The 24776-nt window shown below is 52.6% G+C and carries 22 protein-coding genes, 1 tRNA gene, 1 pseudogene and 1 riboswitch; of the genes and pseudogenes, 14 read left to right on the forward strand and 10 right to left on the reverse strand.

The genetic code is table 11. The features are described from left to right. Nucleotides 1-92: 92 nt before the first annotated feature. On the forward strand, nucleotides 93-317 hold the full coding sequence (locus AVO41_RS03380; protein WP_068582540.1) for a ChaB family protein: 225 nt from the start codon (nucleotides 93-95) through the stop codon (nucleotides 315-317). Here AVO41_RS03380 and AVO41_RS03385 read toward each other — a convergent pair. Further along, the gene (locus AVO41_RS03385; protein WP_235584641.1) at nucleotides 307-2382 is read right to left on the reverse strand and encodes a [FeFe] hydrogenase, group A; all 2076 of its coding nucleotides are present in this window, start codon (nucleotides 2380-2382) and stop codon (nucleotides 307-309) included. The genes AVO41_RS03380 and AVO41_RS03385 overlap by 11 nt on opposite strands. A 163-nt stretch (nucleotides 2383-2545) precedes the next feature. On the opposite strand from AVO41_RS03385, the gene AVO41_RS03390 reads away from it, so the two are divergent. From AVO41_RS03390 to AVO41_RS03400, 4 genes and pseudogenes are all read left to right on the forward strand, one after another. Continuing rightward, nucleotides 2546-3106 (forward strand): DUF2058 family protein, encoded by a 561-nt coding sequence (locus AVO41_RS03390; protein WP_068582546.1) that lies wholly within the window; start codon nucleotides 2546-2548, stop codon nucleotides 3104-3106. Between the two features lie 152 nt (nucleotides 3107-3258). Beyond that, nucleotides 3259-3483: pseudogene (locus AVO41_RS10605) on the forward strand (IS3 family transposase); the annotation flags it as partial. Between the two features lie 301 nt (nucleotides 3484-3784). Next, the gene (locus AVO41_RS03395) at nucleotides 3785-6274 is read left to right on the forward strand and encodes an SIR2 family protein (RefSeq protein WP_068582548.1); all 2490 of its coding nucleotides are present in this window, start codon (nucleotides 3785-3787) and stop codon (nucleotides 6272-6274) included. 90 nt (nucleotides 6275-6364) lie between these two features. Continuing rightward, entirely contained in the window at nucleotides 6365-7222 is an 858-nt protein-coding gene (locus AVO41_RS03400) for a site-specific integrase (protein WP_082676480.1), read from the forward strand. A 53-nt stretch (nucleotides 7223-7275) separates the two neighbouring features. On the opposite strand, the gene AVO41_RS03405 is transcribed toward AVO41_RS03400, so the two are convergent. After that, nucleotides 7276-7352, reverse strand: a tRNA-Met gene (locus AVO41_RS03405). Between the two features lie 201 nt (nucleotides 7353-7553). On the opposite strand from AVO41_RS03405, the gene AVO41_RS10615 reads away from it, so the two are divergent. Next, on the forward strand, nucleotides 7554-8171 hold the full coding sequence (locus AVO41_RS10615; protein ID WP_235584642.1) for a c-type cytochrome: 618 nt from the start codon (nucleotides 7554-7556) through the stop codon (nucleotides 8169-8171). A gap of 59 nt (nucleotides 8172-8230) precedes the next feature. Here AVO41_RS10615 and AVO41_RS03415 read toward each other — a convergent pair whose 3' ends face one another. Then, nucleotides 8231-9208: a 1-aminocyclopropane-1-carboxylate deaminase/D-cysteine desulfhydrase gene (locus AVO41_RS03415; protein WP_068582551.1), complete on the reverse strand. Its 978-nt coding sequence runs from the start codon at nucleotides 9206-9208 to the stop codon at nucleotides 8231-8233. 78 nt (nucleotides 9209-9286) lie between these two features. Between AVO41_RS03415 and AVO41_RS03420 the strand changes: the two genes are divergently transcribed. Both AVO41_RS03420 and AVO41_RS03425 read left to right on the forward strand, forming a co-directional pair. Next, a complete protein-coding gene (locus tag AVO41_RS03420) occupies nucleotides 9287-10504 on the forward strand; it encodes an ammonium transporter (protein ID WP_153003464.1) in 1218 nt (405 codons plus the stop codon). 51 nt (nucleotides 10505-10555) lie between these two features. Further along, a complete protein-coding gene (locus tag AVO41_RS03425) occupies nucleotides 10556-12934 on the forward strand; it encodes a Lon protease family protein (protein WP_068582557.1) in 2379 nt (792 codons plus the stop codon). Here AVO41_RS03425 and AVO41_RS03430 read toward each other — a convergent pair. After that, nucleotides 12931-13470: a DUF2062 domain-containing protein gene (locus tag AVO41_RS03430; protein WP_068582560.1), complete on the reverse strand. Its 540-nt coding sequence runs from the start codon at nucleotides 13468-13470 to the stop codon at nucleotides 12931-12933. The genes AVO41_RS03425 and AVO41_RS03430 overlap by 4 nt on opposite strands. Between AVO41_RS03430 and AVO41_RS03435 the strand changes: the two genes are divergently transcribed. From AVO41_RS03435 to AVO41_RS03455, 5 genes are read left to right on the forward strand one after another with little or no spacing between them, the layout of a single operon-like run. Next, nucleotides 13471-15942 (forward strand): DNA internalization-related competence protein ComEC/Rec2, encoded by a 2472-nt coding sequence (locus tag AVO41_RS03435; RefSeq protein ID WP_068582564.1) that lies wholly within the window; start codon nucleotides 13471-13473, stop codon nucleotides 15940-15942. Between the two features lie 54 nt (nucleotides 15943-15996). Next, nucleotides 15997-17046, forward strand: a complete 1050-nt coding sequence (lpxK, locus tag AVO41_RS03440) for a tetraacyldisaccharide 4'-kinase (protein ID WP_068582567.1) — start codon at nucleotides 15997-15999, stop codon at nucleotides 17044-17046. Next, nucleotides 17043-17249, forward strand: coding sequence for a Trm112 family protein (locus AVO41_RS03445; protein ID WP_068582570.1), 207 nt, complete (start codon nucleotides 17043-17045; stop codon nucleotides 17247-17249). The genes lpxK and AVO41_RS03445 overlap by 4 nt, the downstream gene beginning before the upstream one ends. A gap of 4 nt (nucleotides 17250-17253) precedes the next feature. Next, nucleotides 17254-18051 (forward strand): 3-deoxy-manno-octulosonate cytidylyltransferase, encoded by a 798-nt coding sequence (gene kdsB / locus AVO41_RS03450; protein WP_068582573.1) that lies wholly within the window; start codon nucleotides 17254-17256, stop codon nucleotides 18049-18051. Next, on the forward strand, nucleotides 18048-18254 hold the full coding sequence (locus AVO41_RS03455) for a hypothetical protein (protein ID WP_068582576.1): 207 nt from the start codon (nucleotides 18048-18050) through the stop codon (nucleotides 18252-18254). Before kdsB ends, AVO41_RS03455 begins: the two co-directional genes overlap by 4 nt. On the opposite strand, the gene AVO41_RS03460 is transcribed toward AVO41_RS03455, so the two are convergent. From AVO41_RS03460 to AVO41_RS03485, 6 genes are all read right to left on the reverse strand, one after another. Next, nucleotides 18233-19096 (reverse strand): cobalamin-binding protein, encoded by an 864-nt coding sequence (locus tag AVO41_RS03460; RefSeq protein WP_068582579.1) that lies wholly within the window; start codon nucleotides 19094-19096, stop codon nucleotides 18233-18235. The two genes, AVO41_RS03455 and AVO41_RS03460, sit on opposite strands and share 22 nt — an antisense overlap. Nucleotide 19097: 1 nt before the next feature. After that, on the reverse strand, nucleotides 19098-19709 hold the full coding sequence (gene cobO / locus AVO41_RS03465) for a cob(I)yrinic acid a,c-diamide adenosyltransferase (RefSeq protein ID WP_068582581.1): 612 nt from the start codon (nucleotides 19707-19709) through the stop codon (nucleotides 19098-19100). 10 nt (nucleotides 19710-19719) lie between these two features. After that, a complete protein-coding gene (locus AVO41_RS03470) occupies nucleotides 19720-21564 on the reverse strand; it encodes a TonB-dependent siderophore receptor (RefSeq protein WP_068582584.1) in 1845 nt (614 codons plus the stop codon). Nucleotides 21565-21688: 124 nt separating this feature from the next. After that, a riboswitch (cobalamin riboswitch) is annotated at nucleotides 21689-21894 on the reverse strand. 90 nt (nucleotides 21895-21984) lie between these two features. Continuing rightward, a complete protein-coding gene (locus AVO41_RS03475) occupies nucleotides 21985-22503 on the reverse strand; it encodes a DsrE/DsrF/DrsH-like family protein (protein WP_068582587.1) in 519 nt (172 codons plus the stop codon). Beyond that, the gene (locus AVO41_RS03480; protein WP_068582590.1) at nucleotides 22503-22736 is read right to left on the reverse strand and encodes a hypothetical protein; all 234 of its coding nucleotides are present in this window, start codon (nucleotides 22734-22736) and stop codon (nucleotides 22503-22505) included. The genes AVO41_RS03475 and AVO41_RS03480 overlap by 1 nt, the downstream gene beginning before the upstream one ends. Further along, complete coding sequence (locus AVO41_RS03485; RefSeq protein ID WP_068582593.1) at nucleotides 22733-23188, reverse strand: DUF1841 family protein; 456 nt, start codon at nucleotides 23186-23188, stop codon at nucleotides 22733-22735. The genes AVO41_RS03480 and AVO41_RS03485 overlap by 4 nt, the downstream gene beginning before the upstream one ends. A 144-nt stretch (nucleotides 23189-23332) precedes the next feature. Here AVO41_RS03485 and AVO41_RS03490 point away from each other — a divergent pair, with 144 nt between their 5' ends. Further along, complete coding sequence (locus AVO41_RS03490) at nucleotides 23333-24769, forward strand: ATP-binding protein (RefSeq protein ID WP_235584643.1); 1437 nt, start codon at nucleotides 23333-23335, stop codon at nucleotides 24767-24769. Nucleotides 24770-24776 lie beyond the last annotated feature (7 nt).

Raw genomic sequence — 24776 nt, forward strand, 5'->3', positions numbered from 1 at the left:
GTTGCTACACTGAATTCAAATTTTTATAGGCTCGAGCGTTATTCTTTACGAAGGCCTATGTCTATCAAATGATCTCTTGTCAAAGGAGATAAATGCCTTACAAAACCATTCAACAACTGCCGGATTCGGTCAAAGACAACCTGCCCAAAGAGGCGCAAACCATCTATAAAGAGGCATTTAACAGTGCCTGGAAAGAGTACGCCGACCCTAAAGAACGTCGCGATGATGCGTCACAGGAAGAAGTGGCACACAAGGTAGCCTGGAGCGCGGTGAAAAACGTGTACCACAAGCAAAATGGGGAATGGGTCAAGAAGTAACCCTTTTCAGAGAGAGAATCAGTGGCTTTGATTCAGTGCTCGTGTTCTGTTCGGTCAATATCAATTCAAAGTGACAATACTCGCCGTTAGGCGTGATCACGCTCAAATCTTCGCGATCGGCACGAGACGCCATTTTGTGGCGTTGAAACCCTGGACCAAATTGGCGCGGTGGCAAACGCTGTTCGATCAGGGCGGCAATCTGTGCGTGACCCGTTACTTCACCAAAAGGCGAGGCGGTGTTCCAACGCCCATCAGGATGAAACAGTTCGGCGGCGGCCTGGCCGTCACGACGATCGACGCAATCAAGAAAACGCATCAACATCAGTCGCTTGGAATGACGGGGCGCATAGTGGGTGTGCAGTAACGCGTGGGCCTGATCCGATCCGGGCTGCGTCAGCTCGGTTTGATAGAGTGTTTGAATGTCTGGGTTTTCATAAGAACGACGACGGGGCGCATTTTGATCAATGCTGTAAATGGCCTGCATGCGTTTTTCCAAAACCTGCGGGTCCATGGATTTGGGTTCCCCACCACCGCCCAGGCAGCCTCCGACACAGGCCATGACTTCGATGGCGACAAATTCGTCACGCCACAGGTCGGTGGTCAGTAACTCTTGTGCTGCCGCAATGCCATTGCAGATCGCCACCTTGCCCACGCCAGGAATCTCGGCGGTTTTGATCCCTTTCGCCACCCCGCGCAGTTGGTGCCACTCCAGCGGCATTTGATCTTCCTGACCGATCAAGTGCGCGGCGGTGCGCACCACGGCTTCCATCACGCCGCCCGAAGCACCGAAAATTTGCGCTGCGCCGGTGCTTTCTCCCAGCGGATTGTCAAAACGACCGTCTTCGGGCAGGGCGTTAAAAGCAATGCCGCGGGTTTTGATCATGCGCGCCAGTTCGCGTGTGGTCAGCACCTGATCCACATCACCGGAGACACCGGGGCGTTTCGACTCATCTTTTTTCGCGGTGCAGGGCATGATGCTGACCACATAGGGTTCGGCCTGACCTTGGGCGAAGTCATCGCCCAGTGAGCGGGCAAAGGCGCCGCGCTTGCTGAGTGCACCGTGCATTTGCTGAGGCGATTTGGTGGTGCTCAAATGGGGCAAAAGGTCGGGCCGATTGAGTTCCACCCAATTGATCCAGCCGGGACAGCATGAGGTGAACAGAGGCAGGTTTTTCTGCGCTTTCAGCCGATTTAACAGTTCGGTGCCTTCTTCCATAATGGTCAGATCGGCAGCAAAGTTAGTGTCGAAGACGTGATCGAACCCCAGTTGGCGCAAGGCATTGATCATCCGCCCGGTGCTGATGGTGCCGGGTTTCATGCCAAATTCTTCACTGATGGCCACGCGTGTGGCCGGGGCGACCTGCACCGCTGAAACCCGACGGTGATGGTCCAGTGTGTGGATCACATCATGCCAGTTGGGTGTTTCAATCAAGGCGCCAACCGGGCACACCAGCGTGCATTGGCCGCAGGAAATGCAGTTGGTTTCGGCCAGAGACCGATCAAATACCGTGACTGGAATGCGCCCGGAACCCGGCTCGGCAAAACCGATAATGTGCAGTTGCTGACCCGGGTCGCCACAGGCTTCGGCACAAAGGCCGCATTCAATGCACTTGGACAAATCGCGCCAGATACTGGGCGAGGTGTGGTCGGTCAGGCGATGCTCAGGATGCACTTGTGACCCGCGTGCCAGTTTGGGCCAGACATCTTCCAGTTGGTATTCGCTCACGAGATTTTGAAACTGACAATCGCCATTGGCTTCGCAACGGATGCAGTCGTTCGGATGGCGTGCCAGTAACCATTCCAGATTGGCTTTGCGAAATTCGGTCAGTTCAGGCGTGTCGGTGGTGACCTGATCGCCATCCTTGGCTGGCGCAATGCAGGCAGGTTGAGATCGGTTTTCACTGCTGACGTCCACCAGGCACATCCGGCAGACACCATGACAGGGCAAAAGCGGATAATAACAAAGCGTTGGAACATGCACCCCGGCGGCTTTGGTCGCATCCAGCAGCGTGGCACCGTTTTCAACTTCCACCGATTTTCCATTGACCGTGACGCTAAGCATCATGTTTTCCCTCCCACCATTTCTATAATACTGAAGTAGCGTGCGGAGTAGGAAATGTTTTGAGTAAGGAGGGCTGAAATGGGTGGTTCATCCAATTGAGACTCGAACCGGGCGGGCGCTTCGTCTAGAATGAGCGCACTAAAATCAAGACTTAAATGGATGTATTATGGCCGGATCGTTGTTTGATCAGTTGAAAAGCTCGGGCTTGGTGGACGAAAAGAAAGCCAAACAAGTGCAACGAGAAAAGCACCAACAAAACAAAAAAAGCAAAGCCAACAAGGCCAAAAAAGGCCAGAAGCAAACCAGTCAGTCAGCACAATTGGCTCAGGAAGCGGCGCAAAAACAAGCCGAGCAGGCTCAGCGTCTTAATCAGCAGAGAGCACAGCAGCAAGCCCAAAAAGCCCTGCAGGCCGAGTTGAAACAAATCATTGAAAACAGTCAGATCAAAGGCTATGCAGGCGACATTCGCTATCACTTCGTGGACGATGGCCAAGTGCAAACCCTGCAGGTCAATGCCAAAACTCAACAGCAGCTCGGCAAAGAATCATTAAGGATTGTGCGTTTCAAACAGGGCTATGCCCTGGTTTCAAAAGAGACCGCCAACAAAATTGCCCAGCGCGATGCATCGTGTTTGGTGGCAGTGCCAAGCGACAAAAATGAGAATCTTTCTGAAGAAGACGCAGCCTATTACGCCAAGTTTAAAATTCCGGACGATCTGATCTGGTAAACGTATCAGTGCAAAGAGCATGGCGTGATGAGGGCCATAGAGTAGCCAAGCAGAATGTCAAAAACTTAACTAACTAACTGTCGCACGCTAAAGAATTATTTACAGGCTCGAGTTAAACCGTCCTGATAACGGGTTAGAACCCCCGCAGGGATAATGCCGTTGTCGAGCGCTTCTTCGGCAGCCTCAAGCATGAATGGTTGAACATTATGATTCACATTGAGCACCAAAACATGAAGTCAGACGTTGATGGATATGTCCGTTATTACAACCATCGACGACTGCATTCCACCTTGGGTGATATGAGCCCGGTGAAGTATGAACTCATCGGCGGTGTCGCTGAAGATAATTTAACGGAAAAAGTGTCCGATTTTTGTTGACCGGAACAGCGCAATATTTAGCCACACAGTGGTTGTGGACCTACAATAAAGAAAGACCGAATTCGGTCATTGGTCGAGCGCCGCCAAGATACTTAATAGATGCGGCTTAAATCTCTACTTTTAAATCCGGTTAGAAATGGGGGGATTACAAAGTTATGCCATGATTGGCAACGATTTTATAGTCTTTCCTACCACAAATGAATAACTAAATTGTCAGAGAGCCTAACACATTACTGTATTTTTTATAGTTAAGGTGTTATAACTACATACGGTTTTATGAAAAATCAATGAAGGAGTTGTTTTGAATCCTCGCATTAAAAATGCATTTTTAAATGGAAGACTTGTCTTAATGCTAGGTGCAGGAGCATCTATTGGTTGTAAAAACTCTCTAGGTGAAGATCCTCCTTTAGCTGACGCGCTAGCTAAATTACTAGCAAAGGAAATTGGGGAAGAATATTCTAATGAGGATTTATCCGAGGTTTACACTGCCGCAAAAGAAAGCATGGGAAACCAAATCCACCTATTTTTTGAAAAGTATTACAAGCACTGTCAGCCGTCCAATGAATACAAAAAACTTGTACAGTACCCCTTTTTCAGAATCTATACCTTGAATATCGATGACGGCTTTGAGAAAGCGGCGCATCAATCCGGTCTCCAGAAATTCAATGTTAAAAATAGAGATGACAATATCTCTGAAGTAGATCAATTTTATAGGACATTAGATTATATTAAGCTAAACGGTGATGTTAATTTACCTAAGAAAGGGTTTATTTTTTCGCCTCAAGAATATGCTATGGGGTCAGTGAGTGAACACCAATGGTATGATGAGTTAGGCAGTGATTTTCAGAAATATACCTTCCTTTTTATTGGTACTCGACTAAAAGAACCATTATTTCTACATCATGTTGAAAAATATAAAAAAAGAACCGGAGGTAGTCAACAAAAAAGCTATATTCTGGTGCCGAATTTAACTCCTATCCAAAAACGTAGTTTAGAAGCATCAAATATTGAACACTTAGAAGGCAAACTAAGTGATTTAGTTGAATGGTTAGAAGCTGAGTTTTCAACTCATCCAACGGGAAAAGACATAGTTTTAAAGACTCGTCCTGAGTTAGCTTTAGAAAGTGATGAAAATTTAAGTTTGTTTTCAGGTGTAATTCCCGTAAACAGATCATCTTTATACCTAATAAAAAAGGATACGTACAATTCATCTATAAAAAACTTTTACAAAGGATTTAAACCGACTTGGTTTGATTTGCTTGAGGGAGTTCCAGCTAAACTAGAAAAACCAGATCAATTCTATAATCGAGTATTAAAAGATGATAATGCAAAACCTCTCGAATTACACCTGATTTTTGGTTCGGCTGGTTCCGGAAAAAGCACTGCATTAAAGCAGATGGCCTTAAACATCTCGGATGAAAGTATTAGGTCTGTCTACTTTATTGAAGAATACAAAAACAACTTTCAAGAACTTATTTTTGAGTTAGATCGAAGGCACAAAAAACCCTATTATATTTTTATAGAAAGAATTGGTGATACAGCACAACAAGTTCTTGAAATAATTAAATCGTCAAAATCAACAAAAGCTATTTTTATAAGTTCTGAAAATCCTAAAATATGGAGAACAAGAGTTGAGGAATATCTAAGAGAATATCTAACATCATCAATAGATATTTCTCAAATAACAGAAAATGACGCAGAACAAATATTAGAGAAATTAAAAATTCATGGAAATTGGACTAGACTAGGTCAGATGTCCGCTAAAAAAAGAAAGATTGAACTTTATAAAAAATCTAAACATCAACTTCTAATTGGTTTAATAGAAGCGACTTCTGGTGAGGGGTACAATCAAATAATTAAAAAAGATTATTCTGCGATTGAATGTGAATCAGAAAGATCTTTACTTCTACTTGCTGGTTTGGCGACAACACAAAGAGTTCCTGCAAATGAGGCAACTTTGACTAGGGCGTTATCACACCTTGGTTTGAATTGTAATGTACATCAACTGACAGATAAGATGGAAGGAATTGTTACATATAACAATGGGAGTGTTTTAACTCGACATAGGGTCTATGTTGAACGTCTATTTAATAATTATGTTCCTCATAAAGAGTTGCTACAAGTAATTGAGGCGTATATTCAAGCATTTTCAGTATACAAGTTTCCAATTGTCCAAAATATCTCTCGTAATGAAGGCTCAATTTATAAGCATTTAGTTAATGCAAAATCCCTAAAAAAGTTACTTAAAAACAATAAGGAAAGTGTCTTGTCTGTTTATGAACGGTTTGAAAAGACATTTGAAAACGAAGGACTCTTTTTGATGCAATATGGATTAGCTCTCCGTTCTTTTGATGAAAACACTCAAGCTTATGAAAAGTTAAGGATAGCGCATCAAGCATTCCCAGAATCTCCGCATATCGAGCATGCGTTAGCTCAACAACGAATTATTTTAGCTTGTTCTGAGTCTGATGAAACTATAGCTTTAGCACACTTCAACGAAGCAGAGGATGTATTAAATCGACTCAACACAGCTAATCTTAGAGGCTTTTCAGATCGATACCCTATTATTACTTTATCTGAAGGTCATGTGAAAGTTATGGAACATTTGGGTTACAAAGATGAAGCAAAAGTCTTAGCGAGGCAATATCATGATCGAATTAGCAAACAAGCTAATGCAAAATCAAATCACAGGCTTGCTCAAACAATTAGCAATCTAGCAAGATATTATGTTTCTGGGATTTGGCCAGAAAAACAACTTGAAGTGGTTAACAAATCTCGGACGATAAATTAAGTTTCTCGCCTACTACAACAGGCGCAACGCCATCGTTATAACTGTGTGGACTTTGCCAAATTTACTTGACCACTACAGGAAAAACCGCGCATGTTATGGAAAGAAGCCGTGGTTCGGTTCATACGCGAAAAGCAAAATAAAGACACGGCCAATGAAGTGAGCATCTTTAAATACTTGGATGCTTACTTTGGCCATCTTTATGTCGATGAGATTCGGCGGATGCATGTTGACGACATCATTCAGCAACGACTGAAAGAAGGCGTCAGCAATACAACCATCAACCGATTGCTTCAGAAACTGCGGGCGGTGCTCAACATTGCACACAAAGAATGGGAGGTCAAATGCGACCCTCCCTACATTAAGCTCTTGAAGGAACCGAAAAAGCGTGTCCGATGGTTGAGCGAAGGGGAAGCCCAACGCTTGATCATGGCTCTACCATCGCATATTGCGGATATGGCGACCTTCTCACTGGAAACCGGGCTGAGGGAATCGAATGTGACCTTGTTACGCTGGGATCAGGTCGATTTGTCAGAACGGATCATCTATGTGGAAGGGGATGACATTCTAAAAGGGGATACCGCGTTTGTGGTGCCATTGTCGGATGTGGTCATTGACGTGATCAAACGACAGGTGGGCAATCATCCTGAGCGGGTGTTCACTTATAAAGGGAGACCTGTCAGGCGGGCAAACACCAAGTCATTCAAGAATGCGTGCGAACGTGCTGGGATCGAAAACTTTCGCTGGCATGATTTTCGGCATACTTGGGCGACTTGGCATGTCCAGAATGGAACGCCTTTGGCAGTGCTTCAAGAATTAGGTGGCTGGTCGGATTATAAGATGGTCAAGCGATACGCTCATTTTAGCCATAAGCACCTAAAACGCTTTGTAAACCGCTCCCAGAGCGGCTCTGCTACAAATATCGCTACATTGGCTTCCGTTAGCCAATAAAAAAGCCAGACTTCAAAACCTCGTAAGGTGTTGAAAAGTCTGGCTTTTGAATGTGGTAGCGGGGGCTGGATTTGAACCAACGACCTTCGGGTTATGAGCCCGACGAGCTACCAGACTGCTCCACCCCGCATCAATGTAAATGTTATCAAGTCCGCCGTGCGTCTTGATGGGGCGTATTATAGTGCGTTACAGATTTATTGCAAGGGGGGAATCGATTTAAAGTCGGTTTTTCAGAAGAAAAGTTATTTAATTGGTTTTTTTAGGTTTTCTATTTGCCTTGTCAGGGAAAACTGGTTTAATGGGAAATGAGTTTTGAATGAAGGAGTTGTGCATGATGCGTTTACGTTTGAAACCCCTTTTAGCTGGCATGAGTTTGACGTTGGCGTCGGTCATGCTGGTCGGTTGTGGCGATCAGGGTGAAGAGGCAAAGCAGTCCTCGCAGGCTGATCCGTCCATGACTGCGCCGGATGGCAGCGAAGTGAGCACGGCGGATGTGAAGCAGGCGGTGGGCGAAGCCACGGAGTCGGCAAAAGAAACGGCGGAGGAAACCGCAGAGAAAGTCGTGGAAACCACGAAGGAAGTGGCTGACACCGCTGCCAAGGAAGTGGAAACCGCCACGGAGACCGTGACCGAAAAAACCGAAGAAGTCACTCAGGCCGCTGAGGAAAAGGTGGCTGAAGTCACTGAGCAAGCCGAGCAGGCTGTGGTGGAAGATGTGGCCTCGGGTGGTCAGTTGTATTCCACCTGTGTCGGGTGTCACGGTGCCAATGGTGAAGGCGGTGTGGGGCCGAAACTTGCCGGTCAGGCCAAGGCAGATTTGGTGTCCAAAATGAAGCAATACAAAGCGGGTGAAGAAGTCGGTCCGATGAGTGCGATGATGATCCCGCAGGCACAGCAGTTGTCGCAAGCGGAAATCGAAGCGGTGGCGCAATACATTACAACGTTCTAAGCACGTCGTTGCTTGTCACGCCTAGCCCCATTGATTTGGGGCTTTTTTTTGCCTGTCGTTTACGTTACAAAATCATCCGATCGACCTTGCAGGCCCCCGGAGTGATAAAGAATGACGTTGGCGCCTCGAGGCAGGCGATCTGCCTGCAAGTCTTGCCGAAAGGCTGCGAAGGTGCGACTGGTGTATATCGGGTCGAGAGTCAAAGAAAAGGTATTTTCCCACCAGGCCTGGTCAAAAGTGAGGTGTGGGTGCGTGCGTCCATAACCTCGATAGACGACGCCGTGATGCAGGTGCCAGGAAAGAGGCGCGCCTGGACTGGCCTGATAAGGATAGGGGCATAGCGCCTGGATTTGTCGGTGTTGTTGTGGGTGGTGTTTGAAGGGACTGACGCCGATCAGTCGTTTCGGGTGTGCGGCGCTCGCTTGCCTGGCCGCACAGCGGACCAGTCCTGCCAGAGTGCCGCCCGTGCCCACGGCGGTGTAAAGATGTGTCCAGTTTGGGCACTGTTTTTCAAGCTGTGTCATGGGGGCGGCAAAGCCTTGAAGGGCTTGTGAGGTGGTGCCGCCTTCCGGCAAGAGGGTGAGTTGAGGGTGTGCCTGTCGATACGGTGCTGTCAGTTTTGCCAAAAAAGCCGGATCGGTTTTTCGCCGGTAGTCAGCTCGGCTGATGAAGTGCAGGTGCATGCCTTGGCGTTGCGCGGTTTTTAAGGTGTGGCTCCATTTGTCCGGGGCGTTGGCCAGTTCGTCACCGCGCACCACGCCGATGGTGGTAAAGCCATACGCTTGCCCCGCGGCGGCCGTGGCGGCGAGATGATTGGAGTAGGCGCCGCCAAACGTGAGCACAGCGGGGCGTGAGTGGTGTTGCAGTTGTTGAATCGTGGCCCGCAGTTTGTGCCATTTGTTGCCTTGAATCTGGGAATGGTTCAGGTCGTCGCGCTTGACCCAGACGTCGATGCCTTTTTCCTCAAAAAGCGGGTGACTCAGTCGTTGAAGCGGGGTTATGGGGGTAGAAAAAAGAGTTTGGGCGCGGCCTTGCATACCCCGGTATAATACGGACCTTTGGCAAGGTGCGCAAACACTTTGAACGGAATGGAAACGTCGAGAAAGGTGGCTAAAATGGAGCAACTCACACAAAGTTTGGATGTCATGTTCGTGCTGATGGGGGCGATTCTGGTGCTGTTTATGCACGCCGGATTTGCTTTTTTGGAAGTGGGAACGGTGCAACATAAAAATCAGGTCAATGCGCTGGTGAAAATCATGACCGACCTCGGCGTTTCGACCGTGGCGTATTTTTTTGTGGGTTATGGCGTGGCTTATGGCGTGTTTCTCGGGTTCAACCTTGAGGGCGAGCTGACCGCGGCCATGCTCGACAAGTCGGGCTATGAACTGGTTAAGTTCTTTTTCCTGATGACGTTTGCCGCGGCCATCCCGGCGATTGTCTCCGGTGGCATTGCGGAAAGAGCCCGCTTTTATCCGGTGCTGGTGGCGACGTTCTTTACCGTGGCGCTGGTTTACCCATTGTTTGAAGGCATTGTCTGGAATGGCAATTTTGCGATTCAGGCCGGATTGGAACAAATGTTCGGCGCGCCGTTTCATGACTTTGCCGGTTCGATCGTGGTGCATGGTGTCGGCGGCTGGATAGCGCTGGCGGCGATTATGGTGCTGGGCGCACGGCATAACCGCTATGGCAAAGACGGCAAGATGCGTCATGTGTATCCGCCTTCCAGCATTCCGTTTCTGGCGTTGGGCGCCTGGATCCTGACCGTTGGCTGGTTTGGGTTTAATGTGATGTCAGCTCAGGCGATTGAGGGCATTCAAGGGCTGGTGGCGATGAATTCGCTGATGGCGATGGTGGGCGGCATTCTGGCAGCCACCGTCATCGGCGACAAGGACCCCGGCTTTATTCATAACGGTCCCTTGGCCGGCTTGGTCGCGATCTGTGCTGGATCGGATGTGGTCAGCCCCTTGGGAGCGTTGGTGATTGGTCTGGTTGCCGGGGCGCTGTTTGTTAAGGCGTTTACCTGGACCCAAAAGACCCTGAAAATCGATGACGTGCTGGGGGTCTGGCCGTTGCACGGGTTGTGCGGTGTTTGGGGCGCGCTGGCCGTGGGCGTCTTTGGCAGTACGGCGCTGGGCGGTTTGGGCGGCGTTTCCCTGATGTCGCAAGTGGCAGGTGTGATCCTGGGTGTGCTGGTGGCGTTTGTCGGTGGCTACCTGGTGTATTGGCTGATCAACCGGTTCGCGCCGATTCGCATGAGCGACGAAGAACAATTCGAAGGGGCGGATCTGTCCATTCATAAAATCCATGCCAATCCGCCGCGCGATGAGTTTTAATCTTACGCGTCCGGTTGGTTACATAATAAGAGCGAGCAGTTAAGAGTATATATGGAAAAGTTAACCCACGAGGATTTATACCGTTTCACCCGGCTGGACGAGCAAGCGTTTGCGAGCGAGTCGTCGGATTCACGCAGCTTTATGCAGCGTTTTCATCCCCGTGCGTATCAATCGCTCAATTTCGGGTTACACCTGAAACGCAACCAGAATCACATTTTTATTATGGGCGAGCCTGGCGTGGGTCGCATCGGCATGACCAAAGCCATGCTGCGTGAAGCGGCGCACCGCAAGCCATTGCCCGAAGATGTGGTGTTGGTGTCGGATTTCAGTGAATCGAAAAAAACCCAGTACCTGTCGTTTCGGGCGGGCAATGGGCTGGGATTCAAGCAGGCGGTCGAAGAGTTGGTCACTCAGCTCAAGAGTCAGCTGCCCGTGGTGTTTGATGGCCATGCCTATCAGTTGCGCAATCAGCAACTGGAAAACGATCTGGCACAAAAACAGGAAGAGGCGCTGACCCCGGCACTGGATCTGGCCGATTCGCTCGACATTGAAGTGCAACAGAACGAAAACAATTTTGTGCTCTATGCGCTGGTCGAGGGTGAGCGCTTGCGCATGGCGGACCTGAAAAAGCTGGATAAGCCGTTGCGCGATCATTTCATGCAGGCGTTGGATCAGGTAGAAGAGGCCCTCAATCAGGGGTTGACGCACTTTCCGTATTTGCAGCATGAATACATGGAAGCCGGGCGCAAACTCAACACCGAGGTGGCCAATGAACACCTGACGCCTTTGATTGACACCATTAAGCTGGAGTTTGGCGAAAACCAGGCGATTCGCGATTATCTGGATGCGCTGCAAAAAACCGTGGTGTCCAAGCTGCACCTGTTTTGGGATCAGTCGTCTGACCAGGTGACGAACAATGCGCAGTCGTCGATGGAAGAGCTGTTGGCCGAACAGTCGACCATGTCTGTGTTTGAGGTGAACCTGCTGGTGGATCACAGTGGTTTGACCCATGCCCCGGTGATTTATGAGCAGAATGCGACCTTGCCCAAACTGTTTGGCTACACCATCAATTCGGCCACGGCCAATGCCATCGACACCTTGACGCTGGCGATGAATCACCAGGCCGGGTTGCTGCAAAAAGCCCACGGTGGGTTTTTGATGCTCAACATTGCCTCGGTGCTGAAAGACCCGGAAATCTGGTCGCACCTGAAAGCAGCGTTGATGAGCAAACGACTGACGTTTGAGATTCCTTCGTCCAGCAGTGTGGTGCCGTATCATTTGCCGGACTTTCCGCTGGATGTGACGTTGGTGCTGATCGGCGAGGCCAAGCATTTTTATGCCTTGCAGGAGATTGATTCGCAATTTGATCTGTTGTTTAAAGTGCAGGTGGAGTTTGAAACCGAACTGGATCGCACCGATGAGCATGAACTAGCGTTGGCCAAACAATTGAACGAGGAGGTTGCTGACTGGGAAGATTTGCCGGTGGCACCCTGTGCCATGGCGCGTCTAGTGGAATACGCCGCACGTCTGGCGGAATCGCAATACCGCATGGTCACCAACAAAGCCGTGCTGCGTGATTTGCTGGCCGAAGCCAATGCGTATGCGCGTGCGCACGACCAAACCGAAGTCACGCGTGAGATCATTGACCAGACCATCGCACAACGCGATTTTCATACTGGCATGGTGGAAGAATATTACCACCGGGCCATCAGTGAAGAGCAGGTGTTGATTCATGTCACCGGGCGTCATACCGGGATGGTCAATGGCCTGACCGTGTTGACCGTGGGTCGCCAGTCGTTCGGACAGCCGGTGCGCATCACCGCTCAGGCCTCGGCCGGGGACGAGGGTGTGGTGGACATTGAACGCGAGATTGAAATGGCCGGGCCGATCCATTCCAAAGGGATGCTGATTTTATCGGGTTATGTACGCGGTCGCTACATGCGCCACAAATCCTGGGGTTTCAGTGCCTCGATTGTGATGGAGCAGACCTATGATGGGATTGAAGGCGACAGTGCCTCATCCCCGGAGTTGCTGGCGTTGTTGTCATCGCTGGCGCAGGTTCCATTGCGTCAGGACATTGCAGTGACCGGCTCGGTGAATCAGTTTGGCGACATTCAGCCGGTCGGCGGCATCAACGAAAAAGTCGAAGGGTTTTTCAAGATCTGTCAGGCGCGCGGTCTGACGGGCCAGCAAGGGGTCTTGATCCCCAAAGCCAATGCCAAGCATCTGATGCTGGCGGCACCGGTGCGTGAAGCCGTGGCCGATGGCCGATTCCATCTTTATACCATGGCGCACATTGATGAGGCGCTGGATGTACTGACCGATTTGCCGGTCGGAAAAGAGCATACCCCGGGTGTGTTCTGTGAAGGCAGCGTCAATGAGCGTGTGGTCAAGGCGTTGACGGAGATGAACCGAAAAGAGGACGATTAATCGTTTTCTGACCGGCTTTGGCGGCGCATGTGAATGCGCTTTTCCCATGTACGGCTGACGTGCCAGCGCCAGAACAGGTGGATCACGACATAGCTACTGATCGCCAGTGCGCCACCGACAATCAAGCTGCCCAGATACAGGGGCAGCCACAAGTCACCCAGAGTGGTACTGATCCAGTGCCAGCTCAACTCAAACTTCAAGTCGTCACGCGGTGGATGACTGACCAGCAAGCTGCCGATCCGGTAGTTGAAATAAAAAATCGGAGCCATGGTAAAGGGGTTGCTGATCCAGACCAGCACAATGCTTAAGGGCAGGTTGGCTCGTGTGAAAATCGAGACCACGGCCGCCGCCAGCATTTGTGAGGGGATGGGGATGGCCATCCAGAAAAGCCCATTGGCAAAGGCTTTGGCCACACTGTGTCGATGCAGGTGCCAGAGGCTGGGGTTGGCCAGCAGGTGTGCGATCACTCCCAGGCCTTTGATCCGACGAATTCGCTCAGGGTGCGGGGTGTATTTTTTGAAAAACTTTCTGGGCATATGTTTCGATTAATTGTCGTCGGGTTTCTGGCGAGTGTCTATGGATTCTACCAACTGCCATGGCTGCCGCAAACCATGTTCGAGTGGTTGGGCGCGTTTCTGGTGGCTGCCTTGGCTGGTGCGGCGTTCTGCCGGCGCAAAGCCCGGCATAACCGTCCCTGTCACCAGGGCGTTCAGCGCCTCAATGCCCTTATTATAGGGCTTATTTTGGGGCTTTTCTGGCCTTTTTTACTGACCGAAGTGCGCTCCCCGCTGCCGTCTGAGCTGCTGTTTGCACCGATTGAGGTGACCGGAGAAATCACCGGGCTGACTGAGGTGCGTGTGCTGGATGCTGACAGCGGGTTCAAGCGGGCCACGTTTCGAATGGCGATTCACCGGGCGCAACGTCCAGATCAGTCAGGTGTGCATTTTGACCAGGCCTGGTGGCATTCACCGCCTGAGGTGGAGGTGCACTGGTATGGACCCAAGCAGGTGCCTCGATCCGGGGAAACCTGGTCGATGTGGGTTAAGCTGAAACCGGCCTGGGGCAGCCGCAATCCCGGCGCGTTTGACTACGAGGCCTGGCTGTTGCAGCAGGGCTTGTCAGCCCGTGGCTATGTGCGCAAGGAAGGGACACCACAGCGTCTGAATGACACCGTGACCTGGCGGGCCCAGCTGGCCGAGTTTCTGACCCCGGTGTTAAGTCAGACAGCCTTTGAACCCATTTATCGCGGTTTGATTTATGGCGATCGCAGCGGTCTGACTGAAGCTGACTGGGCATTGCTGCGTGAAACGGGTACGGTGCACCTGATGGCGATTTCCGGGTTGCACATCGGCTTGATTGCGGCGATTGGCTATGCGCTGATGGGGTGGCTTTGGTCGGTTATGGTGCGTGTGCGACCCTATGCCGTTTGGGCGTATGTCCCCCGTCCGTTGTTTTCGGCCTGGGGCGCGCTGATTCTGGCGGCGCTTTATGCCATGCTTGCGGGTTGGGCCTTGCCGACTCAGCGGGCCTGGCTGATGCTGGGCGCCGGATTGCTGTTTTTATTTCTGCGCCGACGATTTCAGCCGGTGTCGGTCTTGTTTCTGGCCGCGTTTCTGGTGGTGGCGGTCGCCCCCAGTTCGATTCTGTCGCAAGGCTTTTGGCTCTCGTTTGCTGCGGTCGGGCTGATTTTTGCCCTGTTGCGTCACCCAGGGGTAAAGGACGCGCCCAGATGGCAACAGTTGTTGCTGGTTCAGGCGGTGTTGACGATTGGTCTGATGCCGTTGCTGGCGGTGTTTTACCAGCAATGGATGCCGGTGAGTTTTGTGGCCAATCTGGTCGCGGTGCCGTTTGTGACCCTCGTGGGCCTGCCACTGCTGGCACTGGTCACAGTGCTGAGTGGGGTTTGGGAAACGGGTGCCGGGCTTTTGCTGCAGCTAAGCGATGGGCTTTGGCAACGGCTCTGGCAGTTTTTGCAGTGGCTGGCCCAGGGCGAGAGCACGCTGCCAACTGCAAGCTGGTCTTTATGGCAGGCGTTGGCGATGTATGCGCTGGTGTATGCGGTCTGGGTGTTTTATCAGCGTTGGCGAGCGAGCGAACGACGCTGGGCGAGTGGTCTCAGTGTGCTGGGGTTGGTTGCAATCATTGGCTGGCCGCAGTCGCTCGAGCGCCCGGCATGGGGTGAGGTGACTCTGACGGTGTTGGATGTGGGGCAGGCGCAGGCATTGGTGTTTGAAACCGCGAATGAGGTGGTGGTGTATGATACCGGGGCACAATGGGGTCCCAGTCTGGACGGCACCAAACTGGCGATTGCGCCTTATTTACGTTGGCGGGAACGGGAAAACGTTGATCTGCTCCTGGTCAGTCATGCCGATCAAGATCACATGGGGGGTACGGCGCGTCTGTTGCAGGCGTGGCCGGTTGCCCGAGCGTTTTCCGGTCAACCGGATCGCTTGAATCGGCGTATGAAACAGCCGGGGGCGTTCAGTGCCTGTGATTCTGACCAGGCCTGGTGGTTTTCCGGGGTGCATTTTGAGGTGTTGGCGCCCGGACCGGATTTGCCTGCTCCGGTCAATGATAATGATGCCTCTTGTGTGTTGCGTGTGGCGACTGCCTCGCAATCGGTGCTGGTGACCGGGGACGTGGGCAAACAAATGGAAGCCGCTCTGATTCGACAATCCCCCAAAAAGCTGGACAGCGAATTGCTGATCGCCGGGCATCACGGCAGTGATACGTCCACCAGCAAGGCCTTTTTGCAGGCGGTGTCCCCTCAGACCGTGGTGTTCAGCAGTGGCTTTGCCAACCGTTACCATTTTCCCGCTCAGGCGGTGCGCCAAAGGGTGATTGACTCGGGTGCAAACTGGCGCAACACCGCCTGTGAGGGCGCGCTGCGTTTTCATCTGCGACCGGAGGGGATGCGGGCGGAGCCGGGTTGGCGCGAGCAGTCAAAGCGGTGGTATCATAATGCCTGCGACGATTACCCCTCAATGGAGCCTTATGACCCACCTTAACCTCTGCTTGATTTGGCCGTCAGAGCGCCCGGCATTCTGTGTGATGGGGTTGGTATGAGTTGGCCTCGCTTCTGGCAGACGTCGTGTTTTTCATGGTTAGGTTGGCTGCTTCGCCCGTTGGGGGCGGTGGTCTGTCGGATTGCGCGGCGTCGTTTTGAGCGTTACCGCCAGTCCATGCCTGCTTCTCAGGCAAGCTGCCCGGTTCTGGTGGTGGGCAATGTCACCGTCGGGGGCAGTGGCAAAACCCCTTTTATTCAGTGGTTGGGGCAGGGGCTGCAACAGCGGGGCTGGCGTATCGGTGTGGTCAGCCGTGGCTATGGCGGCGAGGCCAAACAGTGGCCGCAATGGGTCACACCCGATTCGGATCCCAAAACGGTGGGGGACGAGCCGCTCTTGCTGGCGCAGACACTTCAGTGTCCGGTGGCGGTGGCACCCAAACGGGTTGAGGCCGTGCGCTGCCTGCAAGAACGAGCCGAGTTGGACCTCATTATCAGTGACGATGGGTTGCAGCATTTTGCCATGGCCCGAGATCTGGAAGTGGTGATCGTGGATGGCGTTCGAGGCTTTGGCAATCAACGCTGTCTTCCGGCCGGGCCGTTACGCGAACCCTTATCCCGTCTGCGCACGGTCGATTGGGTGGTGAATAACGGGCCCTTTCGGACGGTCACGCAAGACGGTGTGACCGCGCATCATCCGGCGGGCAGTGCGGCGCAGCTGACCTTGTCGCCGGCTTATTTTTACCGAGTCAATCAACCGGAGGTGCGTCGCGCGTTGGATGCCTTTGCAAATGAGTCGGTCACGGCGCTGGCAGGCATTGGTCACCCGGCGCGTTTTTTTGAAACCCTGCGCCCGCTGGTGGGCGAAATGGACGCACATCCCTTTGCCGACCATCAGGCGTATCGTCCGACCGATTTTCAGGCGATGGACCCGCAAAAACCATTGATTATGACCGCCAAAGATGCGGTAAAATGTGAGGCGTTTGCCCAGGACAACTGGTGGGCCTTGGCGGTAAAACCCCATTGCCCGACGTCTTTTCTGGACCAGATCGAACAACGACTGGTTCAAATCAGACATTCATCATCGTCAGAAAGAGAGAAGGCATGAACCCCGAATTATTGGACATTCTCGTCTGCCCTGTGACCAAAGCCGAGTTGCAGTATGACAAAGCCAATCAGGAACTGATTTCGACCGCCGCGAATCTGGCCTATCCGATTCGTGACGGCATTCCTGTGATGCTGGAAGACGAAGCTCGTGAATTGAGTGCGCAAGAGAAAGACGCATGGCTCAAAAAAAAGCGTCAGGCCTGATTTGATGCGTTTTGTGGTCGTGATTCCCGCCCGATTTGAATCCAGCCGTCTGCCGGGCAAACCGCTGATGGACATCAATGGGCAGCCCATGGTGCAATGGACCTGGCAGCGGGCGGTGGCCGCCGGAGCCGATCAGGTTGTGGTGGCCACCGAGTCCGAGGCCGTGCGCAATGCCTGTGAGGCCTTTGGGGCAGATGTGTGTATGACCTCGCCTCGTCATCAGTCTGGCACGGAGCGCATTGCCGAAGTGATTGAAACCATGAACTGGCCATCGGAGACCATTGTGGTCAATGTCCAGGGCGATGAACCGATGCTGCCGCCGAGCCTGATTCATCAGGTGGCGCAGGGATTGGCCGAACATCCGCACATTCCCATGGCCACGCTGTGTGAGCCGATTGAAGAGGTGGACACGGTGTTTGACCCGCACGCGGTCAAGGTGGTGCGCAATGGTGAGAATCTGGCGATGAGTTTTTCCCGTGCGCCCATTCCGTGGTCACGCGACACGTTTGTCGAGCATCGCTGGCTGCCGGACCACTGGCCGTATCGCCGTCACATTGGTTTGTACGCCTACCGCGCCGGATTTGTGCAGCGCTACGTCGACTGGCCGCAATGCGCGCTGGAACAGGTCGAATGCCTGGAGCAGTTGCGCGTGCTCTGGCACAACGAGCCGATTCTGGTGCTGGATGCGCTGGAAGAAGCCGGTGTGGGCGTGGACACGGAAACCGATCTGCAGAAGGTTCGGGAAAAACTGCTGGATGAATCCTTGCGCAGCGCAGAGTCAAATGGCCCGAGTGATTCATGAGCAAGCTTTTGAACCTGCTGACCATTCTGGCTGTTTTGTACTTTGTCTTCTGGGTGGTGCGTCGCCATTTCCGGCATCGAAAGATGGCGGCGCAGGGCTATGAAGTTCCCAAGCAACAAGGCATTCGCCCGATTACCATTTTGAGCCTGGTCATGGTGGTGATGTATGGCGCTTACATGCTTTATTTCTTCTGGCCGTTTTGAATCACGTCACACAGTTGCGGCAGGTGTTCAATAAATCGGGCGGTGGGGCGTTGATAGACGTCCGCTGAAATTGGGTGGACACGTTGCGTTTTCACTGCCTGCAGCGATGGGTAAGCTTGCCATGCCTGCTGCCATTCGGCTGCGATCTGCGGTCGCTCTCCCAATAGAATGACATCCGGGTTGGCTTCAAGCACCGCTTCCACATTGATTTGCGGCACCAAAGGGGCCAGGTGTGCAAACACGTTTTTCCCCCCACATTTTTCAATGCCCTGACTGATAAAATGCTGGCCGTTCAGCGTCATCATAGGGCTGTCCCAGAGTTGATAAAAAACCGTCACCGGGCTGGATGGACGGTGACGGTGTGTCAACTCAGCTAAACGCTGGCGCAATTCGTCGGCACGACGCTCGGCCACGGCCAGGGTGCCGGCCAGACGACCGATTAATTCAATCTGCTGAGGAATGTCTGATAAGGATTCCGGTTCGGTGGTGACAACCTTGAGCCCGAGCTGCTTCAGACGTTGGATCAGTTGAGGACGATTGCCGCTGCGCCAGGCCAGTACCAAGTCAGGGCGCTGTTGCAGGATGGCTTCAACCTGAATGCCCTGATAATCGCCGATGCGGTGCAGGGTTTTGGCCAGAGGCGGGTAGTCGCTGTGCGCAACGGTTGCCACCAACGCTTCGTCAGCGCCGGCGTCATAGACCAGTTCAGTCAGATGCGGCGCCAGGGTGATGATGCGCTCGGCACCGGAAAAGGCTGCGCCAGACCCGAACAAACTCAGGGTGAGCAGGGTGTTTTTGACCAGGCCTGGTAAAAAACCGGGGTGAGCGCGCAGACGCAACACGCTAGTAGTCCAGTCCCATTTGTGCCTGAATCCCGGCATGAAAGGCATGCTTTACCTCTTTGATCTCTGAGACGGTGTCGGCCAGCGCCCGCAAGGGGGCAATGGCCGAGCGACCGGTGACAATCGCGTGCTGATCCCTCGGGCGCTGGCTCAAGGCGTCAAGAACACGATCGGCATCCAGATAATTAAGGCTGAGTAAATAAGTCAGCTCATCCAAAACCACCAGATCGTAACCCGGATCGGAAAGCATGCGTTCGGCAACCGCCCAGCCACGTTTCGAGGTGTCGATGTCCGCCTGTCGATCCTGGGTGTCCCAGGTAAACCCATCGCCCAGCACATGCCATTCGCAGTGTGGGTGTTGACTGAAAAAGGCTTCTTCACCGGTATCGGTTCGGGCTTTGATGAACTGACACACGCCGACGTTGAGACCATGCCCCAGCGCACGCGCCACAGACCCGAAGGCAGAGGTGGATTTGCCTTTGCCATGCCCGGTTAACACCAGCAAAAGCCCCTTTTTCTGGTCGGCTCGGGCAATGGCCGCGTCCACCTGTGCTTTTTTGCGTTGCATGCGCACGCGATGGCGGTCATTTTGAGTTGCGTCGCTTTCAGTCATCCGGTGTTCCTCACAGTTGAGTGCGCACGCCCAAATACACTCGACGCTCCCCATTGCCATAAATGTATTGCGGTGGGGTATTGGTCGCCGGGTAATCGGCAATGGCGTTAATGTAATCGGCATTGGTCAAGTTTTCAATGCGCCCGTAAAGTTCAAGGGAGGGTGTGAGCTGGTATTGTGCGCGCAAGTCTAGGACGGTGTATTCCCCGATTTGTTTGCCCTGACGATCATCCGCCGGGTATTGCGTGCCGGTATAATGCGCGTCCAGACCGATCAGTGCATCGACAAACGCTCGATAGTCCAGCGACAGTTGTGCCGTTCGTTCCGGCACGTAGGCTTTTGCCTCGCCGTCCTCATTTTCGACCTGCTGCCAGGTCATTGAAGCGGCCAGGGACAGATTGAGAGCGGTCAGGTCAGCCTGATAGTTCAGTTCGATCCCTTGTGAGCGGGTTTCCTGGTCGGCATTGACGTAAACATAGTTGGGATAGGTGCCTTCGGCTTCAATTTTGTCCCGAATGTCGGCTTTGAACCAGGTGGCGGTCAGATCGCCCAGCTCGACACGGACGTCCAGAGAGCGCGACTGTTCCGGGTCCAGCGGCGCGGGGTTATCCGCCTTGAGTTGAGACAAAAGAGGGGCTTTGTACCCGGTGCCGCCGTGGATGCTGATTGCGTAAGCGGAGGCCCACTGTTTTCTCAGGCCGACTTTTCCGGTCAGAGCATTTTCGAAGGCATCAAAACGGTCGTGACGCACTGATTCGGTCAATGACCAGCCTTTGCCAAACTGGTTGTGATTGGTCAGGTTGAGCCCGTTCTGGGTATAGCTTTGATGATTGTCAAAGCTGCTTTGACTGTCATAGGTTTTCTGATTGGCGCCGATCTGAAAAAAATCATGGCTACGATAGGTGCGCTTCAAGGTGCCCTTTTTCTCAGACAGCGTGCCCTCATAGGTAGAGGTGCCGAAGCCGGTATGGTAGGCGCGTTCAATGCGGTTGTGATGCAGCTGCAATCGAGCAAGCCACGGGCCGCGGTGATAGCGGTAGCGCAGCGATTGGGCGACCTGATCATAATCAATTTGATTGTCTGCGTCCGGATCACTGCTGCCATCATAGTCGGTGGTGGCGGTGGAAGATTGAAGCTGTGCTTCCAGACGATGGTTTGAGGTCAGGTTGACGCCGAGTTTAAAAGCGACGTCAGTCTGGTGATGGGCATCGTCCTCATAGCCTTCGGATGTGTCGTTGTATGGATGAACCGCCGAAAAACCATCGACATTCAGTGTTGACAGGCTGGCCCCAAAATCAACCTGTTCATTGCCTTGGTTGAGAGCAGCTTGAAGCCGTTTGTGTCCATGGCTGCCGATTTCAAGACCAATTTGAGCGCCGGGTGAGGAGCGGGTAATGATGTTAATGACACCAACGGCGGCGTTTGGGCCCCAAACGCTGGACTGGGCTCCTTTGAGAATTTCGATGCGCTCGACATTTGCCAGTTGCAATAGATGGAGATTGGCGCCGCTTAAACCGGATGGGTCTGTTTGTTCAATCCCATTGATCAGGATCAGCAGATTGTCCTGAGAGAATCCACGCAGATAGGTGCTGCTTTGTTGGCCTGCTCCACCGGAACGTTTGACACTGAAGCCGGGTTGATGCTGCAGGGCGTCGTTCAGCGTTTGGTATTGTTTTCGCTCGATCTCTTGTCGGTCAATCACGATGACGGTGTCGGTGATCTGGTCCGACTGTTGATCTGTGTCGGTGGCTGTGACCACCAGGTTGTTCAAAGCGGTCGGCGCCTGGGCTGCTACCAGACACGGCGTTGCAGACAAACACAACGCTGTGGCGAGATGATAACGCTTGGATTTCATGTGAGTTCCTTCATTTGAATTCAAATGAAGGCAAAACGGGGTGACTTAACCCGCCTGAGGCAGGAGCTTTGTTTTACAAGTGTGCCGCATTGCCCTCCGCAATCGGTCAAACCCGGTTTATGACCAGGCCTGGTTGTTTTCAGGCCGGTATCCGGGCTGAAGAGCCATTTCTCAACGCCTTCTCGAGCCGGGTGGCTCAATGGCTGGACGCGGAGTCCGGTTGAGTCTTCTCTATCACCGTTGCGGGGGCAGCATGGGGGTTTCACCCATTTCCCGTTTAACCGGGTGCGGCGTTTGACCGCACCTGGCACCTGAAACGAGTGTTATTTTAGTGGTTCGAAATGTGTTTTGGTTGAGTTTGGCTCACGTCTGCATGAAAAAAATTCATGTTTAAGGCGGCTGGGCTGGCAGGCCAGAGCATTAAATAAACAAGGATTGCTCTTGCGGCGAACGGGCAAAATAGGTGGCCGCTCCGGCAAAATCCAGACCGTCAATGAGGTCATCGGTTTGATAGCCCAGGAGATCCATGCTCATTTGGCAGACGGTGAAACGAACCCCCATATCCAGGCAGAGGGTACGAAGCTGGTCAAACGGCAGCTGGTTATGGTGGGCAAGGGTCTGGTGGAACATCCGGGTGGCCAGCGATGTCATGCCGGGAAGCGACCAGATGGCATCCGGCAGAAATCGCCAGTTGATCGATTGCAATGCCTTGGGGCCGTAGGGCAGTTTTAATGGCATGGCCGGATTGCCGACGGGGGAGACTTTGAGTTTTGTGGTGTCTTTGCGCAAACACTCAATGCCATAAAAGGTGAAAAAAATTTCCACCTCTTTGTCCATGGCCGCAGCGGTACTGGCGAGGATCATGGGCGGATAGGCCCAGTCCAGCGTGCCTTTGGATTGAATCAGACTGACGTCTGCCTGGGGAGCGTCGGTTGGCATTACGACTCCGGCGGGGATGGCGGCGGGTCTGAGGGCTTGGACGGTTTAACCAGTCTTTGGGTGAACCGATAAGACAGCCACAATGCCGGGGCAATGACGACAAAGGTGAAGAGGCTGTTGAGTGCGGTGGTCAGGATCGTTTCGCCCTGGAACTGAGTGACCACGGCCACTACCAGTGCGATGATGGCAGCATTGCGCAGGGCACGTCGAAGGGGGGCAGGACGTTCGCTCATGCCTGATTCCTTTTAGGAGAGAGTTGTAGTAATCGCTGTTGCAGGCATTGCAGATAGGCGGTTTCATCCGGCTCGCCTTGGGTCTGCTGTGCCTGCCAAAGTGCTTCCCCCAGACATTCCATCATTTCGTGCTCGGTGGTGTGGAAGTCACGGGTTTTTTCGGTCAGCTTTTCATAAAGCGTTTGGATGCCGGCGGGCCGGTCAAGAGAAACCTGCTCTTCCAGTGCCAGATGCATCCCCATGTGCAGGAAAGGATTGGTTTCGCCGTCTTCCGGCGCGTAATCGTTGCCCAGGTGAGCCTGATTCTCCAACATGGCGTGGTATTCAGGATGTTTTTCGATCACCCTGGCGATGAGCGTTTCCATGGCATCCAGCGGTTGATTCAACCGGGCCTTTTGCCAAGTGTCAGCGTAGAATTGGCGTAATTTATCGCGTTCCTGGGTGTAAAACATGGCAAACTCGGTGGGTGCATCGTTAAACCTTTATTTTATCGGCTTTGACATTGGAATGCGAGGGGGCAACTGCATAGTCCTTTCACAAACGTCTTGGGATGAATTGGCTAGAATAATGGTATTCAATCAATCAGGTGAACGGCTGTGTTGGCAAAGTTGTTAGGTGGCATGACGCTACGGGTTAAATTCATTCTGCTTCTGGTGGCGTTTGGCGCACTGATGCTGGGGGTGATGACCTGGAACCATCATTACCTCTTGCATTCGACCATGATCAAATATGTGGACAAACGGGATCAGTTGCGTCTGGAGCGGCTTAAAAATAACCTGGAAGTCTACATGGACGAAAAGGCAATTTTTGATACCGCTGAAATTTCTCAGGACGTCTGGCAACGTTTGCTGACTGCTTCCCATCGGGTGGATTTGACTCATACCTACATTCCGTTGGATATTCTGCTTGAACGCCAATACCCCAAGTTGCTGAAAATTCACCCGGATGTGTTTGAACGGCGGGTCAGCTTGGTCAGTCGGGATGGCGACGTGATTTACGGCCCCAAGCCGACGCAGGGTGGGCTGATGGAGTGTGTCTGGGTGGACCGGGATGAGGCTGGGCATCTGGCCTACAGTCATCGCCAGGTTCTCACCGATAAAAACGACATTGAGTTTGCGGCCAACCAGTCCATTGTCTTTACGGCCTGGGCACTGGTGATTTCCGTGATGGCGGTGATTCTGCTTTGGCCGTTTGCCGATCATTTTCTCAAACCCATCACCACCATTACTCAAGGGATGCGGCGCTTGTCTCAAGGCAAATTTACCACGCGGCTGCCTAAAAACCGTAATGACGAACTGGGTCAGCTGCAGCAGGACTTCAACCACCTGGCCGCCAGTCTGGAAAAAAGTCAGCAGAGCCGTAATCAGTGGATTGCAGACATTTCCCATGAGTTGCGAACACCTTTGACGGTGCTCAGAGGGCGCCTGGAGGCGATCCGCGATGGCATTCACCAGGCGGATGGTGAGCGCATCAATGAACTCTACGAAGAGGTGATGGTGCTGAACCGCTTGGTCGAGGATCTGTATCAGGTCACGCTCAATGATATTGGTGGTCTCAATTATAAAATGAATCAGGTTGATCTGGCCGCGCTGGTGGAGCGTGCCATTGGCTTGGTGGCGGAGCCGATTCGTCAGAAAGGACTGACATTGAACAAGACCTTGCCGCAGGAAAAAATCCGTTTGCAGGGGGATGAGGATCGTCTACAGCAATTGTTTGTGAATTTACTGGTCAACAGCCTGACCTATACCGATGTGGACGCGCAAAAAGGCGGGGAGATCCGTGTGCGTTTGACCCGGCAGCCTTCAGAGGTCTGCCTCATCATTGAGGATTCCGCGCCCGGGGTGACGGATCAGGAGTTGACCCACCTGTTTGAGCGGTTGTATCGCACCGATGTTTCGCGCAGTCGCCGTCATGGCGGCGCCGGGTTGGGATTGGCCATTGCCCAGCAGATTGCCAGTGCTCATGGTGGTAAGATAGAAGCCGAGCAATCTGCGCTCGGAGGCATTAAAATGACCGTTTGCCTGCCTTTGTAAGGTTGGA

The sequence above is a fragment of the Thiomicrospira sp. WB1 genome, assembly GCF_001507535.1.
In the GTDB taxonomy this organism is placed as follows: Bacteria; Pseudomonadota; Gammaproteobacteria; order Thiomicrospirales; family Thiomicrospiraceae; genus Hydrogenovibrio.

What these genes read in the sequence shown, in the direction of transcription:
- AVO41_RS03380 (WP_068582540.1), top strand. Translation starts at nt 93, where the DNA reads ATGCCTTACAAAACCATTCAACAACTGCCGGATTCGGTCAAAGACAAC.
- AVO41_RS03385 (WP_235584641.1), bottom strand. Translation starts at nt 2,382, where the DNA reads ATGATGCTTAGCGTCACGGTCAATGGAAAATCGGTGGAAGTTGAAAAC.
- AVO41_RS03390 (WP_068582546.1), top strand. Translation starts at nt 2,546, where the DNA reads ATGGCCGGATCGTTGTTTGATCAGTTGAAAAGCTCGGGCTTGGTGGAC.
- AVO41_RS03400 (WP_082676480.1), top strand. Translation starts at nt 6,365, where the DNA reads ATGTTATGGAAAGAAGCCGTGGTTCGGTTCATACGCGAAAAGCAAAAT.
- AVO41_RS10615 (WP_235584642.1), top strand. Translation starts at nt 7,554, where the DNA reads ATGATGCGTTTACGTTTGAAACCCCTTTTAGCTGGCATGAGTTTGACG.
- AVO41_RS03415 (WP_068582551.1), bottom strand. Translation starts at nt 9,208, where the DNA reads ATGCAAGGCCGCGCCCAAACTCTTTTTTCTACCCCCATAACCCCGCTT.
- AVO41_RS03420 (WP_153003464.1), top strand. Translation starts at nt 9,287, where the DNA reads ATGGAGCAACTCACACAAAGTTTGGATGTCATGTTCGTGCTGATGGGG.
- AVO41_RS03425 (WP_068582557.1), top strand. Translation starts at nt 10,556, where the DNA reads ATGGAAAAGTTAACCCACGAGGATTTATACCGTTTCACCCGGCTGGAC.
- AVO41_RS03430 (WP_068582560.1), bottom strand. Translation starts at nt 13,470, where the DNA reads ATGCCCAGAAAGTTTTTCAAAAAATACACCCCGCACCCTGAGCGAATT.
- AVO41_RS03435 (WP_068582564.1), top strand. Translation starts at nt 13,471, where the DNA reads ATGTTTCGATTAATTGTCGTCGGGTTTCTGGCGAGTGTCTATGGATTC.
- lpxK (WP_068582567.1), top strand. Translation starts at nt 15,997, where the DNA reads ATGAGTTGGCCTCGCTTCTGGCAGACGTCGTGTTTTTCATGGTTAGGT.
- AVO41_RS03445 (WP_068582570.1), top strand. Translation starts at nt 17,043, where the DNA reads ATGAACCCCGAATTATTGGACATTCTCGTCTGCCCTGTGACCAAAGCC.
- kdsB (WP_068582573.1), top strand. Translation starts at nt 17,254, where the DNA reads ATGCGTTTTGTGGTCGTGATTCCCGCCCGATTTGAATCCAGCCGTCTG.
- AVO41_RS03455 (WP_068582576.1), top strand. Translation starts at nt 18,048, where the DNA reads ATGAGCAAGCTTTTGAACCTGCTGACCATTCTGGCTGTTTTGTACTTT.
- cobO (WP_068582581.1), bottom strand. Translation starts at nt 19,709, where the DNA reads ATGACTGAAAGCGACGCAACTCAAAATGACCGCCATCGCGTGCGCATG.
- AVO41_RS03470 (WP_068582584.1), bottom strand. Translation starts at nt 21,564, where the DNA reads ATGAAATCCAAGCGTTATCATCTCGCCACAGCGTTGTGTTTGTCTGCA.
- AVO41_RS03475 (WP_068582587.1), bottom strand. Translation starts at nt 22,503, where the DNA reads ATGCCAACCGACGCTCCCCAGGCAGACGTCAGTCTGATTCAATCCAAA.
- AVO41_RS03480 (WP_068582590.1), bottom strand. Translation starts at nt 22,736, where the DNA reads ATGAGCGAACGTCCTGCCCCCCTTCGACGTGCCCTGCGCAATGCTGCC.
- AVO41_RS03485 (WP_068582593.1), bottom strand. Translation starts at nt 23,188, where the DNA reads ATGTTTTACACCCAGGAACGCGATAAATTACGCCAATTCTACGCTGAC.